17 protein-coding genes are annotated in these 15,617 nt (G+C 71.0%); 3 read left to right on the top strand and 14 right to left on the bottom strand.

What is annotated here, in order from left to right; all coding sequences use genetic code 11:
• Positions 1-199: 199 nt before the first annotated feature.
• The 3 genes from ACIQOE_RS15185 to glmS are packed head-to-tail and all read right to left on the bottom strand — an operon-like array spanning position 200 to position 3,981.
• Positions 200-1,654, bottom strand: coding sequence for an NAD(P)H-hydrate dehydratase (locus tag ACIQOE_RS15185; RefSeq protein WP_401411847.1), 1,455 nt, complete (start codon positions 1,652-1,654; stop codon positions 200-202).
• 54 nt (positions 1,655-1,708) lie between these two features.
• Positions 1,709-2,080, bottom strand: coding sequence for a holo-ACP synthase (locus tag ACIQOE_RS15180; protein WP_351318197.1), 372 nt, complete (start codon positions 2,078-2,080; stop codon positions 1,709-1,711).
• A 53-nt stretch (positions 2,081-2,133) separates the two neighbouring features.
• Positions 2,134-3,981 carry a glutamine--fructose-6-phosphate transaminase (isomerizing) gene (glmS, locus tag ACIQOE_RS15175; protein ID WP_351933129.1) on the bottom strand — a complete coding sequence of 616 codons (1,848 nt, stop codon included), beginning with the start codon at positions 3,979-3,981 and terminating at the stop codon, positions 2,134-2,136.
• 232 nt (positions 3,982-4,213) lie between these two features.
• On the opposite strand from glmS, the gene coaA reads away from it, so the two are divergent.
• Together coaA and ACIQOE_RS15165 are read left to right on the top strand one after the other, a co-directional pair.
• Positions 4,214-5,182, top strand: a complete 969-nt coding sequence (gene coaA / locus ACIQOE_RS15170) for a type I pantothenate kinase (protein WP_351318193.1) — start codon at positions 4,214-4,216, stop codon at positions 5,180-5,182.
• Positions 5,183-5,204: 22 nt separating this feature from the next.
• On the top strand, positions 5,205-6,125 hold the full coding sequence (locus ACIQOE_RS15165) for a DUF389 domain-containing protein (protein WP_401411844.1): 921 nt from the start codon (positions 5,205-5,207) through the stop codon (positions 6,123-6,125).
• A gap of 118 nt (positions 6,126-6,243) precedes the next feature.
• On the opposite strand, the gene glmM is transcribed toward ACIQOE_RS15165, so the two are convergent.
• From glmM to rplM, 3 genes are all read right to left on the bottom strand, one after another.
• Positions 6,244-7,602, bottom strand: a complete 1,359-nt coding sequence (glmM, locus tag ACIQOE_RS15160; RefSeq protein WP_399012435.1) for a phosphoglucosamine mutase — start codon at positions 7,600-7,602, stop codon at positions 6,244-6,246.
• Between the two features lie 228 nt (positions 7,603-7,830).
• Positions 7,831-8,343, bottom strand: a complete 513-nt coding sequence (gene rpsI / locus ACIQOE_RS15155) for a 30S ribosomal protein S9 (protein ID WP_351318187.1) — start codon at positions 8,341-8,343, stop codon at positions 7,831-7,833.
• A 42-nt stretch (positions 8,344-8,385) separates the two neighbouring features.
• Positions 8,386-8,829: a 50S ribosomal protein L13 gene (rplM, locus tag ACIQOE_RS15150; protein ID WP_351318185.1), complete on the bottom strand. Its 444-nt coding sequence runs from the start codon at positions 8,827-8,829 to the stop codon at positions 8,386-8,388.
• Positions 8,830-9,198: 369 nt separating this feature from the next.
• Between rplM and ACIQOE_RS15145 the strand changes: the two genes are divergently transcribed.
• A complete protein-coding gene (locus tag ACIQOE_RS15145; protein ID WP_362640449.1) occupies positions 9,199-10,077 on the top strand; it encodes a hypothetical protein in 879 nt (292 codons plus the stop codon).
• Positions 10,078-10,336: 259 nt separating this feature from the next.
• Here the strand turns inward: ACIQOE_RS15145 and truA are convergent, their stop codons facing one another.
• The 8 genes from truA to map all read right to left on the bottom strand — a co-directional run bounded on the left by truA (position 10,337) and on the right by map (position 15,572).
• Entirely contained in the window at positions 10,337-11,182 is an 846-nt protein-coding gene (truA, locus tag ACIQOE_RS15140; RefSeq protein WP_351318181.1) for a tRNA pseudouridine(38-40) synthase TruA, read from the bottom strand.
• Between the two features lie 128 nt (positions 11,183-11,310).
• Complete coding sequence (gene rplQ / locus ACIQOE_RS15135; protein WP_362640451.1) at positions 11,311-11,808, bottom strand: 50S ribosomal protein L17; 498 nt, start codon at positions 11,806-11,808, stop codon at positions 11,311-11,313.
• Between the two features lie 86 nt (positions 11,809-11,894).
• Entirely contained in the window at positions 11,895-12,917 is a 1,023-nt protein-coding gene (locus ACIQOE_RS15130) for a DNA-directed RNA polymerase subunit alpha (RefSeq protein ID WP_003966937.1), read from the bottom strand.
• Positions 12,918-13,041: 124 nt separating this feature from the next.
• Positions 13,042-13,446: a 30S ribosomal protein S11 gene (gene rpsK, locus ACIQOE_RS15125; protein ID WP_003956432.1), complete on the bottom strand. Its 405-nt coding sequence runs from the start codon at positions 13,444-13,446 to the stop codon at positions 13,042-13,044.
• Between the two features lie 70 nt (positions 13,447-13,516).
• A complete protein-coding gene (gene rpsM / locus ACIQOE_RS15120; RefSeq protein WP_037680379.1) occupies positions 13,517-13,897 on the bottom strand; it encodes a 30S ribosomal protein S13 in 381 nt (126 codons plus the stop codon).
• A gap of 191 nt (positions 13,898-14,088) precedes the next feature.
• A complete protein-coding gene (rpmJ, locus tag ACIQOE_RS15115) occupies positions 14,089-14,202 on the bottom strand; it encodes a 50S ribosomal protein L36 (RefSeq protein ID WP_003998809.1) in 114 nt (37 codons plus the stop codon).
• 61 nt (positions 14,203-14,263) lie between these two features.
• Positions 14,264-14,485, bottom strand: coding sequence for a translation initiation factor IF-1 (gene infA / locus ACIQOE_RS15110; protein ID WP_003948620.1), 222 nt, complete (start codon positions 14,483-14,485; stop codon positions 14,264-14,266).
• Positions 14,486-14,735: 250 nt separating this feature from the next.
• Positions 14,736-15,572 (bottom strand): type I methionyl aminopeptidase, encoded by an 837-nt coding sequence (gene map, locus ACIQOE_RS15105; RefSeq protein ID WP_351318176.1) that lies wholly within the window; start codon positions 15,570-15,572, stop codon positions 14,736-14,738.
• Between the last annotated feature and the right edge of the window lie 45 nt (positions 15,573-15,617).

The raw sequence follows: 15,617 nt of genomic DNA, 5'->3' as shown, positions 1-15,617 counted from the left end.
CGTCAGGGGCACGTCCCCGTCCAGGGGCACGTCCCCGTCCAGGGGCACGTCCCCGTCCAGGGGCACGTCCCCGTCCAGGGGCACGTCCCCGTCCAGGGGCACGTCCCCGTCCAGGGGCGCGGGGAACTGCGCGAACGGCCCCCGCCGGGCCGCACCCGGCAATCGACGCCGCGGCCCGCCGCACCACCGGCCCGGCGGCCTACCGGCCCCGGAACCCCGACGGGAACACGCCCCGCCACGCCGCGCCCAGCTCGTCGGCCACCGCGTGCGCGACCGTCGGCGCGCCCTCCGCCGCGAACCGCCCGGCGAGGCCGTGCAGATACGCCGCCACGCTCCCCGCGTCCCGCCCGTCGAGACCCGACGCGAGCAGCGACCCCGCCAGCCCCGACAGCACGTCCCCGCTGCCCGCGGTGGCGAGCCACGGCGTCCCCGTCGCGTTCACCCGCACGGCCACCGACCCGACCTCAGGCGCCGCCACCAGCGTCGTCGCCCCCTTGAGCAGCACGGTCGCCCGGTAGGACGCGGCCAGTTCCCGCACCGCCGCGAGCCGGGCCGCCTCGACCTCCTCCCGGCGCACGCCGAGCAGCGCCGCCGCCTCCCCGGCGTGCGGCGTCATCAGCGTGGGCGCCGTCCGCCCGCGCACCGCGTCCCGGTCGGCGAGCCGCAGCCCGTCCGCGTCCACCAGCACCGGCACGTCGGCCTCCAGCACCTCGGCGACGGCATCGGCGTCGTCGCCGACGCCCGGCCCGACCACCCACGCCTGCACCCGCCCGGCCTTGCGCGGCCCGCCGTCCGACACCAGCGTCTCGGGGAAGCGTGCCAGCACCTCGTCCCCGGCGGGCCCGGCGTACCGTACGGCCCCGGCGCCGCCCCGCAGCGCCCCGGCGACGGCCAGCACCGCGGCGCCGGGATAGCGGGCCGACCCGGCCGCGATCCCGACCACGCCCCGCCGGTACTTGTCGCTCTCCGCGCCCGGCGCCGGCAGCAGCCGCGCCACGTCCGCGTCCTGCAGCGCCTCCAGTTCGGCCTCCGCGGGCAGGTCGAGCCCGATGTCGACCAGCCGCACCGAACCGGCGTACTCGCGCGCCGGATCGACCAGGAGTCCCGGCTTGTGCGTCCCGAAGGTGACGGTCAGGTCGGCCCGTACGGCCGTTCCGCGTACCTCGCCGCTGTCCGCCTCCACCCCGCTGGGCAGGTCCACGGCGACCACGGCGGCCCGCGACCGAGCCACCACGGCGGCCAGCGCGGCCGCCTCGGGCCGCAGTCCGCCGGACCCGCCGATCCCCACGATCCCGTCCACGACGAGATCCGACCGCAGGATCAACTCCTCGGCGGCACCGACGAGTACGCTCGTGCCGCCGGCCCGGCGCAGCGCCGCCAGGCCGTCCGCGTGGGTGCGCTCCGGCGCCAGCAGGACGGCCGTGACCCCCGCTCCTCTCCGGGCCAGCCGCGCCCCGGCGTACAGCGCGTCACCGCCGTTGTCCCCGCTGCCGACCAGCAGCACCACCCGGCAGCCGTACACCCGGCCGAGCAGGTCGGCGCAGGCGGCGGCCAGCCCGGCGGCGGCCCGCTGCATCAGCGCCCCTTCCGGCAGCCGCGCCATCAACTCCCGCTCGGCCGCCCGTACCGTCTCCACGCTGTAAGCAGTCCGCATGCCCCGAGTCTCCCCCGGAACCGCGGGGGCGCGCATCCGCCGGACCCGGCCGGGTCACCCCTCCGCGATCACCACCGCCGACGCCACCCCGGCGTCGTGGCTGAGCGACACGTGCCAGGAGCGCACCCCGAGTTCCGCCGCGCACGCGGCCACGCTCCCCCGCACCCGCAGCCGCGGGCGCCCGCTGTCCTCCACGACCACCTCGGCGTCCGTCCAGAGCAGCCCGGACGGCGCGCCCAGTGCCTTGGCCAGCGCCTCCTTGGCCGCGAACCGCGCCGCGAGCGAGGCGATGCCGCGCCGTTCCCCGCTCGGCAGCAGCAACTCCCGCTCCACGAACAGCCGGTCGGCCAGTCCGGGAGTGCGCTGCAGCGACTCCCGGAACCGGTCGATCTCGGCGACGTCGATCCCAACCCCGATGATGCTCATCCGGGCACTCTACGATCCGCCCCGCCGCCGCGGGCCCGCCCGGCCGCGCCGCCTCACTCCACCGTCACCGACTTGGCCAGGTTGCGCGGCTGGTCGACCTCGTTGCCGCGGGCCGTGGCCAGTTCGCAGGCGAAGACCTGGAGGGGGACGGTGGAGACGAGGGGCTGGAGCAGGGTGGGGGTGGCCGGGATGCGGATGAGGTGGTCGGCGTAGGGGACCACCTGCTCGTCGCCCTCCTCCGCGATCACGATCGTGCGCGCGCCCCGGGCCCGGATCTCCTGGATGTTGGAGACGATCTTGTCGTACAGGACGGACCGGCCGCGCGGCGACGGCACGACCACCACCACCGGCAGGTCCTCCTCGATCAGCGCGATCGGGCCGTGCTTCAGCTCGCCCGCCGCGAAGCCCTCGGCGTGCATGTAGGCCAGTTCCTTGAGCTTCAGGGCGCCTTCGAGGGCGACCGGGTAGCCGACGTGCCGGCCCAGGAACAGCACCGTCCGCTTGTCGGCGAGGGAGCGCGCGAGGGCCCGTACCGGCTCCATGGTCTCCAGGACCCGCTCGACCTCGCCGGAGATGTGGGAGAGGTCCCGGATCACGGCGCTGACCTCGTCGCCCCACTTGGTGCCCCGCACCTGCGCCAGGTAGAGGGCGACCAGGTAGCAGGCGACCAGCTGGGTGAGGAACGCCTTGGTGGAGGCGACCGCGACCTCGGGGCCCGCGTGGGTGTACAGCACCGCGTCGGACTCGCGCGGGATCGTCGAGCCGTTGGTGTTGCAGATGGCGAGGACCTTCGAGCCCTGTTCCCGCGCGTGCCGCAGCGCCATCAGGGTGTCCATGGTCTCGCCGGACTGCGAGATGGCGATCACCAGGCTCCGGGAGTCCAGGATCGGGTCCCGGTAGCGGAACTCGCTGGCCAGCTCCACCTCGCAGGGGATGCGCGTCCAGTGCTCGATGGCGTACTTGGCGATCAGGCCGGCGTGGAAGGCCGTGCCGCAGGCGACGATGACGACCTTGTCGACCTCGCGCAGCTCGGCGGCGCCGATCCGGACCTCGTCCAGGGTCAGCGAGCCGTTCGCGTCGATGCGGCCCAGGAGGGTGTCGGCGACCGCCTTGGGCTGCTCGGCGATCTCCTTGAGCATGAAGTAGTCGTAACCGCCCTTCTCCGCCGCCGACGCGTCCCAGTCGACGTGGTACGAGCGGACGTCCGCCGGGGCGCCGTCGAAGCGGGTCACCGTGACGCCGTCCCGGCGCAGTTCCACCACCTGGTCCTGGCCCAGCTCGATCGCCGACCGCGTGTGCGCGATGAACGCGGCGACGTCCGAGGCGAGGAAGGCCTCGCCCTCGCCGACGCCCACCACCAGCGGGGAGTTGCGGCGTGCGCCCACCACCACGTCCGGGTCGTCGGCGTGCACGGCGACCAGCGTGAACGCGCCCTCCAGACGCCGGCACACCAGCCGCATCGCCTCCGCGAGGTCGGCGGTGCCGGAGAACTCCTCCGCCAGCAGGTGCGCGACCACCTCGGTGTCCGTCTCGGAGGTCAGGTCGTGTCCGCGCTCGGCCAACTCGGCGCGCAGCGCGGCGAAGTTCTCGATGATTCCGTTGTGGACGACCGCGACCCGGCCCGCGTTGTCGAGGTGCGGATGCGCGTTGGCGTCCGTCGGTCCGCCGTGCGTGGCCCAGCGGGTGTGCCCGATCCCGGTCGCCCCGCTCGGCAGCGGACGTTCCGTCAGCTCCTTCTCCAGGTTGACCAGCTTCCCGGCCTTCCTCGCCGAGGCGAGCCCGCCGTCGGCGAGCACGGCGACGCCCGCGGAGTCGTATCCGCGGTACTCCAGCCGCTTCAGCCCGGCGACCACCACATCGAGCGCCGACTGCGCCCCCACGTATCCCACGATTCCGCACATGAGCGGCAGCCTAAGCGCCGACCCGCGCCCGAACACGGCTCATCGTGCCCGAAATCGGAAATTTTCCCGCCCGTCCCGGCACCGGATCGCCGCCCCGCCGAGCCGGCGGACACCTGCGGTGACCCGACGAGCGGGCGAGGAACGCGCTCGCCGCGGCCCCACGTGACCGACCCCACCCGCCATCGTGTTCAAACTCCGTTAACAATGGAATGTGATCTCTCCGGTCTCCCCGATGCCCCGGAGCGCCCACCGGCACAGGCCGGAGGCGACTCCCTACGTCGACCTCACCCGTTCCGAGTGGAGCGCGCTGCGGGACAAGACGCCGTTGCCGCTGACCGCCGAGGAGGTCGAGAAGCTGCGCGGCCTCGGCGACGTCATCGACCTCGACGAGGTGCGGGACATCTACCTCCCGCTGTCCCGGCTGCTCAATCTGTACGTCGGTGCCACCGACGGCCTCCGCGGCGCCCTGAACACCTTCCTCGGTGAGCAGGGCTCCCAGTCCGGCACCCCGTTCGTCATAGGCGTCGCCGGGTCGGTCGCCGTCGGCAAGTCGACCGTCGCCCGGCTCCTGCAGGCCCTGCTCTCCCGCTGGCCCGAGCACCCGCGCGTCGAACTGGTGACGACGGACGGCTTCCTGCTCCCCACCCGGGAACTGGAGGCCCGCGGCCTGATGGCCCGCAAGGGTTTCCCCGAGTCGTACGACCGCCGGGCCCTGACCCGGTTCGTCGCCGACATCAAGGCCGGCAAGGACGAGGTCACCGCGCCCGTCTACTCGCACCTCATCTACGACATCGTCCCGGACCGCCGGCTCACCGTCCGGCGCCCGGACATCCTGATCGTCGAGGGCCTCAACGTGCTCCAGCCCGCCCTGCCCGGCCAGGACGGCCGGACCCGGGTCGGCCTCGCGGACTACTTCGACTTCAGCGTGTACGTCGACGCGAGCACCGAGGACATCGAGACCTGGTACCTGAACCGCTTCCGCAAGCTGCGCGCGACCGCCTTCCAGGACCCGGACTCCTACTTCCGCAAGTACACCCAGGTCTCCGAGGAGGAGGCGGTCGACTACGCCCGCGGTCTGTGGCGGACCATCAACAAGCCCAACCTGGTGGAGAACATCGCCCCCACCCGCGGAAGGGCCACCCTGGTCGTCCGCAAGGGCGCGGACCACAAGGTGCAGCGCCTCAGGCTCCGCAAGCTGTAGAGGGGCCTGTTAGAAAGGCGTCATGCTGCATCTGCGCCTGATCGTCCCGGCCGCCCGCACCGACGACGTGGTCCGGCTGGTCGAGTCGACCACCGGCACCGCCCACCTCGTGGTGCTGCCGGGCGCCGCCCGCGATCCCGCCGGGGACGTCGTCATGTGCGACGTGGCACGCGAGGCCGGTGACGAACTCATCCGCGGGCTGCGGGCGTTGGACCTCGACCGCACCGGCTCGATCGCCGTCGAGGACATCGACCTGAGCCTGTCGCGCCGGGCCGACCGGGCCGAGACGGAGGCGCCGGGCGAGGGCGCGGACGCGGTGCTCTGGGAGGGGCTGGCGGAGGCCACCCACGAGGAGTCGACGCTCTCCGTCACCTACGTCGCCTTCATCGCCCTGGCCACGATGATCGCGGCCTGCGGTGTCGTCCTGGACAACGCGATCCTGATCGTGGGGGCGATGGCGGTGGGACCCGAGTTCGGCCCGCTGGCCGGCATCTGCACGGCGGTGGTGGAGCGCCGCCCCCGCCTGGCTCTGCGGTCCGCCGTCGCGCTGCTCGTCGGCTTCGCGGCGGCGCTGCTGCTGACGGTCGGCTTCGCCTACCTCATGGACGGCCTCGGCCTGTTCACGAAGGTGCAGCTGGAGGCGGAGCGCCCGAACACGAACTTCATCTACCGCCCCGACGCGTTCTCGTTCGTGGTGGCGGTGCTGGCCGGCATCGCCGGCATCCTCTCCCTGACCTCGGCGAAGTCGGGCGCCCTGGTGGGCGTGGCGATCTCGGTCACCACGGTCCCGGCGGCGGCGAACGCGGCGGTCGCCTTCACCTACACCGAGTACCGCCAGGCCTGGGGTTCGGCGGAACAGCTGCTGCTGAACCTGCTGGGGATCGCGCTGGCGGGCACGGTGACCCTGCTGGCCCAGAAATGGCTGTGGAGGAAGCGGGCCTGAGGCACGACGCGCGCCGAAGGGGCGCGGGGAACGGCGCTCTTGGCCACGGCGAACCCCGCGGCCCGGGGCGCCCCCTCCCCCGGCACCCCCGCCCCGGAGGGCCGAACTGTCCCAGCGACTATCCCAGCGCTGACTTGACGGCGTCCGCCAGCCGCCCCGCCACCGACCGGGCCTGCTCGATGTCGGCGGCCTCGACCATGACCCGCACCAGCGGCTCGGTCCCCGAGGGACGCAGCAGCACCCGCCCGGTCTCCCCCAGCTCCCGCTCCGCCTCCGCGACCGCCGCCGCCAGGTCCCCGGAGGTCTTCACCCGGGACTTGTCGACGTCCGGCACGTTGATCAGCACCTGCGGCAGCCGCTCCATCACGCCCGCCAGCTCCCGCAGCGACCGGCCGGTCTGCGCGACCCGCGCCGCCAGCAGCAGCCCGGTCAGCGTGCCGTCGCCGGTGGTGGCGTGGTCGAGGATGATGACGTGCCCGGACTGCTCGCCGCCGAGGGCGTAGCCGTGCTGCTTCATCTCCTCCAGGACGTACCGGTCGCCGACCGCGGTCTGGACGAGGCGCAGCCCCTCCCGCTCCAGCGCCAGCTTGAAGCCGAGGTTGGACATGACGGTGGCGACGACGGTGTCGGAGCGCAGCACGCCCCGCTCCCGCATGGCCAGCGCCAGCACGGCCAGGATCTGGTCGCCGTCGACCTCCTCGCCGGTGTGGTCGACGGCGAGGCAGCGGTCCGCGTCGCCGTCGTGGGCGACGCCGAACGCGGCCCCGTGCTCGATGACCGCGGCCTTGAGCTTGCCGAGGTGCGTGGAGCCGCAGCCGTCGTTGATGTTGAGCCCGTCCGGCTCCGCGCCGATCGTGACGATCTCCGCGCCGGCCCGGCGGAACGCCTCCGGCGAGACCCCCGCGGCCGCGCCGTGCGCCTCGTCCAGGACGATCTTCAGCCCGTCGAGCCGGTTCGGGAGGACCGACAGCAGGTGCGCGATGTACTGCTCGGCGCCCTCGCCGTAGGACCGCACCCGGCCGACGCCGGAGCCGGTGGGCCGCTCCCAGGGCTCGCCGTGCCGGTGCGACTCGTAGACCGCCTCGATCCGGTCCTCCAGCTCGTCGGCGAGCTTGTGGCCGCCGCGGGCGAAGAACTTGATGCCGTTGTCGGGCATGGCGTTGTGGCTGGCGGAGAGCATGACACCGAGGTCGGCGCCGAGCGCGCCGGTCAGGAACGCGACCGCCGGAGTGGGCAGCACGCCGACCCGCAGGACGTCGACGCCCGCGCTGGCCAGGCCCGCGACCACGGCGGCCTCCAGGAACTCCCCGGACGCACGGGGGTCCCGTCCGACGACCGCCTTCGGCCGGTGGCCCTCGAAGGTGCCCGCCTCGGCCAGCACGTGGGCCGCCGCGACCGACAGCCCGAGCGCCATCTCGGCGGTCAGGTCCGCGTTGGCGACGCCGCGCACGCCGTCCGTGCCGAAGAGTCGTCCCACTTGTCCTCCTGAAGAAGCGTCCTTGCTGCCAGGAAATGATGGCAGGCGCTTAGTCATGCGATCACACCAGCCTTTGAGCGTCTTGTGTCGTTATACGCCCTTGACCGGGATAAACGAACGCCCCGACGGCACATGTGGCGTGCCGCCGGGGCGTTCGGAGTACGCGCCGAGCCAGAACCCGGATGCGCGGGCCAGGCTCGTACGAGCGTACGGGCAGGCAGCGAGCGATTAACGCTTGCTGTACTGCGGAGCCTTGCGGGCCTTCTTCAGACCGGCCTTCTTGCGCTCGACCGCACGGTCGTCGCGCTTGAGGAAGCCGGCCTTCTTCAGCGGGCCGCGGTTGTTGTCGACGTCGGCCTCGTTCAGCGCGCGGGCGACACCGAGACGGAGCGCACCGGCCTGACCGGAGACACCGCCACCGGCGATGCGGGCGACGACGTCGTAGCGGCCCTCGAGCTCCAGCACCTTGAAGGGCTCGTTGACTTCCTGCTGGTGCACCTTGTTGGGGAAGTAGTCCTCAAGGGTGCGACCGTTGATCTTCCACTTGCCGGTGCCCGGGACGATCCGGACGCGGGCGATGGCGTTCTTGCGACGGCCCAGGCCGGCGGCCGGCTGCGGGTCGCCGAAGCGGGAGGCGAGGGACTCGGAGGTGTACTCGCCCTCGACGGGGACGTCCGTCTCCGTGGTGTAGCTGTCGATGTCGATCTCTTCGAGCGGCTGCTCGGCAGTGGTCTCGGCCACGATGCTCCTCAGATTCTCTTCAGTCTTAGGGGGTGGCCGGACTTACTGCGCGACCTGGGTGATCTCGAACGGAACCGGCTGCTGGGCAGCGTGCGGGTGGTTCTCGCCTCGGTAGACCTTCAGCTTGGAGAGCATCTGACGGCCCAGGGTGTTCTTGGGGAGCATGCCCTTGACGGCCTTCTCGATGGCCTTCTCGGGGTTCTTGTCCAGCAGCTCGTCGTAGCGGACGGAGCGCAGACCACCCGGGTACCCGGAGTGGCGGTAGGCCATCTTCTGGGTCCGCTTGTTGCCGGACAGGTGCACCTTGTCGGCGTTGATGATGACGACGAAGTCACCGGTGTCGACGTGAGGGGCGTAGATCGCCTTGTGCTTGCCCCGCAGAAGGGACGCGGCGGTGGTGGCGAGACGGCCCAGGACGATGTCCTGAGCGTCGATGACGTGCCACTGGCGAGTCACATCGCCGGGCTTGGGGCTGTACGTACGCACTTCGCAGCCTTCTTCTTCAGTGGATGGGTGCTGACACATGGCATCACTGAAGCGATCGTGCAGCTGGGGACGACAGTGCCGGACATGCTGCCCGTATGCCGCCCACTGGTAACTGCTCCAGGGAACCTAGGTAGAGGCCACTCCCGTGAGAATGAGCGAGCCAATACACAACGATGGGGAAGCTTACAAGGAGGCCCCCCAACGGGTCAAAACGAGCTCCCGCCGGCATCCGGACGGTCCGCCGTCGACATCGGCCCGAACCAGGGGCGTCCGGCGCGGCCGGAATGCGCCGTCCTGCCACCAAAGGTCCACTATCACCCTTCGTACTGTCGCACCGGTACCCCTCGGCCCCCGTCTAAGATGCGCCCCATGAGCTATGGGCAGGGGGGACCCCAGTCCCAGTGGGATCCCTGGAAACCGCAGTCACAGCAGCCCTGGAGCGGCGGCTCCGACCAGACTCCGGACTGGGCCGCGCTCGCCGAGGCCTCGGAGACGCGCAACAAGCGGCGCAGAGTGCTGTTCATCGGCGGCGGCGTGGTCGCCACCCTGGCGATCGGCACGGCCGTCGCCATGGCCGTGGTGTCCGCGAACGGCAAGGACAAGGCCTCCGGCACGCCCAGCAACCTGCCCGCCAGCGTCTCGCTGCCGAGCGAGTCGGCGGCCACGGCACCGTCCTTCGCGCCGACCAGCGCGCCGCCGCCGCTGGATCCCCAGGAATTCATATCCAGCGCGAAGAAGGACACCGCGCCGCTCAGCGCCGAGACCCTCTTCCCCGGCACCCAGCTGACCATGGGCGAGACGGTGTACAAGAAGGGCGCCACGGCCGACACCAAGAAGTGCGCCACGGCCGCCAAGGGCACCCTCCCGAGCGTCCTCACCAAGAACGACTGCACCCGGCTGCTGCGCGTCACCTACTTCAAGGACGGCGTCGCGGTCACGGTCGGTGTGGCGGTCTTCGACACCGAGGCACAGGCCGCCAAGGCCAAGAGCGAGGCCGACAAGAAGGGCTTCGTCACCGCGCTGGCGGGCTCCGGCGCGAAGCCGTTCTGCGCCTCGGGCGTCTGCCGTACGACGACCAACTCCTTCGGCCGGTACGCCTACTTCACCACCGCCGGCTTCCTCGACGGCAAGGACGTCACCACCAAGGACACCAAGGTCTTCCGCACCGGCGACGACCTGGCCGAGTTCACCTTCCGGCAGATCCGCAGGCGCGGCGAGGCGCAGGCCTCGGCGGCCGCCAACCAGTGACACCGTCCCGCACCGGCTGAGCCCGGTCCCCGGACACGGCACGGGGGCGAGCGGGCCTGCCGCGCGGGCGGGCCGGGGCAAGGGCTCAGCGGGGCCGCCGGGACCGCCGACGGCGGGACGGCCCCCGGACGGCCGAGGACGGCACGCCGGCCCCCAGGGCCCGGCTCACCGGCTTCACGGAGCCGGATCCGGACCTCGGCCACGCCCGGCCCTCCGGGTCCTGGCCGGGCGGTCCGGCCAGGGGCCGCTCAGGGGCCCGTCAGGCCGACCGCACCCGCACCCGCCGCGCCTCCCGCTGCCGCGCCAGCAGCTGGTCGGCCGCCGGATACGCGACCTCCTCAAGCGTCAGACCGTGCGGCCGTACGACGTGCACGGCGCTGTCCCGCACCCCCGCGTCCAGCACCTTCCGCGGCCACTCCACGCCCCGGTGGCCGTCCCCGACGAAGAGCAGCGCGCCGACCATCGACCTGACCTGGTTGTGGCAGAAGGCGTCGGCCCGCACCTCGATCTCCACCACGCCGTCCGCGCGCCGGCTCACCCCGAAGGCGAGGATCTCCCGGATCGTCGTCGCGCCCTCGCGCTTCTTCGCGTAGGCGGCGAAGTCGTGCTCCCCCACCAGTGACCGGGCCGCGGCGTCCATGGCGTCGACGTCCAACTCCCAGTCGTGCCACAGCACATGGTTGCGCAGCAGCGGGTCCACGCCGCCCGGCCGGTCGCCGACCCGGTAGACGTAGCGCCGCCACAGCGCGGCGAAACGCGCGTTGAACCCCTCCGGCGCCTCGGCCAGCGCCCACACCCGTACGTCCTTGGGCAGCCGGCCGGCGAGCCGCTTCAGCAGCTTCTCCCGCTGCTCCTCCCACACCCCGGCCGGCAGGTCGACGTGCGCCACCTGCCCGCGCGCGTGCACCCCGGCGTCCGTCCGCCCGGCCACGGTCAGGTCGTACGCCGTCTCCTGGGACCGGGTGACGACGCGCAGCGCGTCCTCGATCTCCGCCTGCACGGTCCGCTTCCCGCCGGCCTGCTTGGCCCAGCCGTGGAACGCGCTGCCGTCGTAGGACAGGTCGAGACGGACACGGACATGGCCGGGCTGCACTTCGTCACTCACGGAAGTATCCTCTCAGGCACCAAAAAGGTGGGCCCGCCCCTCGAAGGGAACGGGCCCACCAACGCGCCCCTGGGGGACGCGGGGAACTGCTCGATCAGCCGCGACGGACCGGCAGCCGAAGGACGGCCTTACGCCTCCTTCGACTCCTCGCTCTCGTCGGCCTTGGCGTCCTCGACGACCTCGGTCTGCTCGACCTTGGTCTCCTCGGCGTCCTTGGCGGCACGCTTCGTCGCCGCCTCGGCCTCGCCCGTGGCCTGCTGCGCGACCGTCAGCGCCTCGACCAGCTCGATGACAGCCATGGGCGCGTTGTCGCCACGGCGGTTACCGATCTTGGTGATGCGGGTGTAGCCACCCGGACGGTTCTCGTAGCGCGGGCCGATCTCGGTGAAGAGCGTGTGGACGATGCTCTTGTCCGTGATCACCTGGAGCACCTGACGGCGGTTGTGAAGGTCGCCCTTCTTCGCCTTGGTGACCAGACGCTCGGCGTAGGGCCGCAGACGGCGGGCCTTCGCCTCGGTGGTGGTGATACGGCCGTGCTCGAAGAGCGACTTCGCGAGGTTCGCGAGGAGCAGCTTCTCGTGCGCGGCGCTGCCGCCCAGACGGGCACCCTTGGTGGGCTTCGGCATGGTTCTTCTCCTGTGTGTCTGCCCCGGCCGTGTCAGGTACCGGGGTCAGGAACCCGGTGAGCGGATGCCCACCGGCATACGACCGATCAGTACTGCTCGGTCTCCACGAAACCCGCGTCCGCGTCGTCGTCGGCGCCGAAGGCGTCGGCAGCGGCCGTGGGGTCGAATCCGGGCGGGCTGTCCTTGAGGGCCAGGCCCATGCCGGCCAGCTTCGCCTTGACCTCGTCGATGGACTTCGCACCGAAGTTGCGGATGTCCAGGAGGTCGGCCTCGGAGCGGGCGACGAGCTCACCCACGGAGTGGATGCCCTCACGCTTGAGGCAGTTGTAGGAGCGGACCGTGAGCTCCAGCTCCTCGATCGGCAGCGCCAGGTCGGCGGCCAGGGCGGCGTCCGTGGGGGACGGGCCCATGTCGATGCCCTCGGCGTCGATGTTCAGCTCGCGGGCGAGACCGAACAGCTCCACCAGGGTCTTGCCCGCCGACGCCATGGCGTCGCGCGGCCGCATGGCCTGCTTCGTCTCGACGTCGACGATCAGCTTGTCGAAGTCGGTGCGCTGCTCGACACGGGTCGCCTCGACCTTGTACGTGACCTTGAGCACCGGCGAGTAGATGGAGTCGACCGGGATACGGCCGATCTCCTGGCCCACCTGCTTGTTCTGCACGGCGGAGACGTAACCGCGGCCGCGCTCGACCGTCAGTTCCATCTCCAGCTTGCCCTTGCCGTTGAGCGTGGCGAGGACCAGGTCGGGGTTGTGCACCTCGACACCGGCCGGGGGCGCGATGTCGGCGGCGGTGACCAGACCCGGGCCCTGCTTGCGCAGGTACATCACGACCGGCTCGTCGTGCTCCGAGGAGACGACCAGCTGCTTGATGTTGAGGATCAGGTCGGTCACGTCCTCCTTGACGCCCGGCACGGTGGTGAACTCGTGCAGGACACCGTCGATGCGGATGCTGGTGACAGCAGCGCCGGGGATCGACGAGAGGAGGGTGCGACGCAGGGAGTTGCCGAGGGTGTAGCCGAAGCCCGGCTCCAGCGGCTCGATCACGAACCGGGAGCGGAATTCGTCGACGACCTCTTCGGTCAACGAGGGACGCTGAGCGATCAGCATGGTGTGGATCCTTCAGTTGCGGGCGCCCGCTATTTGACGCCCTGCTGGTACTGCAAGGGTACGGGCGATACGGCCCTTTTACGGAGCCGTACCGCCCGGAAACCTCAGGCCCGAAGGCGTCGCGTCAGACGCGGCGGCGCTTCGGCGGACGGCAGCCGTTGTGCGGGGTCGGGGTGACGTCCTGGATGGAGCCGACCTCGAGGCCCGTGGCCTGCAGGGAGCGGATCGCGGTCTCGCGACCGGAACCCGGGCCCTTCACGAACACGTCGACCTTGCGCATGCCGTGCTCCTGGGCGCGGCGGGCAGCCGACTCGGCGGCCATCTGCGCGGCGAACGGCGTGGACTTCCGGGAGCCCTTGAAGCCGACGTGGCCGGCGGAGGCCCAGGAGATCACGTTGCCGGACGGGTCCGTGATGGAGACGATCGTGTTGTTGAACGTGCTCTTGATGTGCGCGTGGCCGTGAGCGACGTTCTTCTTTTCCTTGCGGCGCACCTTCTTGGCAGCGCCCTGACGACCCTTGGGGGGCATCTAGTAACTCCTACGGGGAGGTGGTCGGTCCTACAGCGAAGACCGCTGATGAAGCGTTGTCCGCTGAGGACTACTTCTTGCCCGGCTTCTTCTTGCCGGCGATGGCGCGACGCGGGCCCTTGCGGGTGCGGGCGTTGGTGCTGGTGCGCTGACCGCGGACGGGCAGACCGCGGCGGTGACGCAGACCCTGGTAGCAGCCGATCTCGACCTTGCGGCGGATGTCGGCCTGGATCTCGCGACGGAGGTCACCCTCGGTCTTGATGTTGTTGTCGACGTACTCACGAATCGCGACCAGCTGCTCTTCAGACAGGTCACGGACGCGGGTGTTCGGGTCGATGCCGGTCTCGGCCAGCGTCAGCTGGGAGAGCGTGCGGCCGATGCCGAACACGTAGGTGAGGGCGACTTCCACACGCTTTTCGCGCGGGATGTCAACACCGGAAACGCGTGCCACTTCAATGGCTCCTGGTGATCTTCGGAGGTCTTCCGCAGGACCGGCTCCCAGCCGCCGTACCAGGTACGAACTGGGTCCCCGGCCTCCGAACCGGGGGTGTCGAGCCGCGTGCGGCTCGGGCCCTGCGTATGAACAAATTCAGCTTGCGTCGCGCGAAACTCTGCGATGGGTGCAGAGGGATCGGTCGTGCGTCAGCCCTGGCGCTGCTTGTGGCGCGGGTTCTCGCAAATGACCATGACCCGACCGTGACGGCGGATCACCCTGCACTTGTCGCAGATCTTCTTGACGCTCGGCTTGACCTTCATGGGATTGAGGTTCTCCGGGTCAGTTGCCGGCAGCCCCGCTCACACGGGACCTGGGCAAGATCTACTTGTATCGGTAGACGATCCGGCCACGCGTCAGGTCGTACGGAGAGAGCTCCACCACGACCCGGTCGTCAGGGAGGATGCGGATGTAGTGCATACGCATCTTGCCGCTGATGTGTGCCAGGACCTGGTGGCCGTTCTGGAGCTCGACCTTGAACATCGCGTTCGGAAGAGACTCGACGACAGTGCCCTCGATCTCGATGGCACCTTGCTTCTTGGCCACGCTTCGCCCTTCGAATCGACTACCTTGATCGACTCCCGCATTTTCCCTCTCGGGCGCATGCGGACATGCGGGTGCACGAGAGCCGACGAGTCAGTCTACGTCAGCGCACCCGGAAAGACGAATCGAGAGATCCTGCCCCGGAAGGCAGATCATTAAGCGCGCCGGTCATGGGCGCTGGGGGTCCCCCCGGCCGAAGGCTGGGGGAGGAACTGCGCGCTCGGCCCCCACCGGGCCGCAGATTCCGAGATGCTCAGCCCAGCGGATCCGGCGCAGCCGTGATCCCATGCTCGGCCAGCTTGGCCTTGCCTCCGTCGGGCGCCGTCAGCACCAAGGGACCCTCTTCGGTCAGCGCCACACTGTGCTCCCAGTGCGAGGACCACGTCCCGTCGGTCGTGATGACCGTCCAGTCGTCCTCCAGCACCTCCGTCCGCGGCGTCCCCAGCGACACCATCGGCTCGATGGCCAGGCAGAACCCGGGGACCAGCTTCGGGCCCTTGCCCCGGCGCCGGTCGACGTAGTTCAGCAGGTGCGGGTCCATGTGCATCTCGGTGCCGATGCCGTGGCCGCCGTAGTCCTCGATGATCCCGTAGCGGCCGCCGCCCGGCTTCGGCTGCCGGCGGATGTACGTCTCGACCGCACGGGAGACGTCGACCAGCCGGTTGCCCAGCTTCATCGCGGCGATGCCGGCCCACATCGACTCCTCGGTCACCCGGGACAGCTCGATGAGTTCCGGAGCGTGACCGGAGCCCACGAACGCCGTGTAGGCCGCGTCGCCGTGCCAGCCGTCGACGACCGCGCCGCAGTCGATGGAGATGACGTCGCCGTCCTTCAGGACGACGTCCTCCGAGGGGATGCCGTGCACGACCACGTCGTTGACGGACGTGCAGATCGTCGCCGGGAAGCCGCCGTAGCCGAGGAAGTTCGACTTGGCGCCGTGCTCCGCGAGGACCTTGCGGGCCACCTCGTCCAGGTCCTTGGTGCTGGCACCGGGGACCGCCACCTCACGGGTGGCCGCGTGGATGGCGGCTACGACCAGGCCCGCCGCCCGCATCTTGGCGATCTGCTCGGGGGTCTTGATCTGCACCATGGGGGGCCTGCGCTCTCCGTCACTCACGTCAACGTCAACCGGATA

Origin of the sequence: Streptomyces sp. NPDC091282, from assembly GCF_044757385.1 — a bacterium.
Lineage (GTDB): Bacteria > Actinomycetota > Actinomycetes > Streptomycetales > Streptomycetaceae > Streptomyces > Streptomyces gramineus.
The sequence above is the reverse complement of the archived record's forward strand: the minus strand, read 5'-3'. Positions and strand labels throughout refer to the sequence as shown.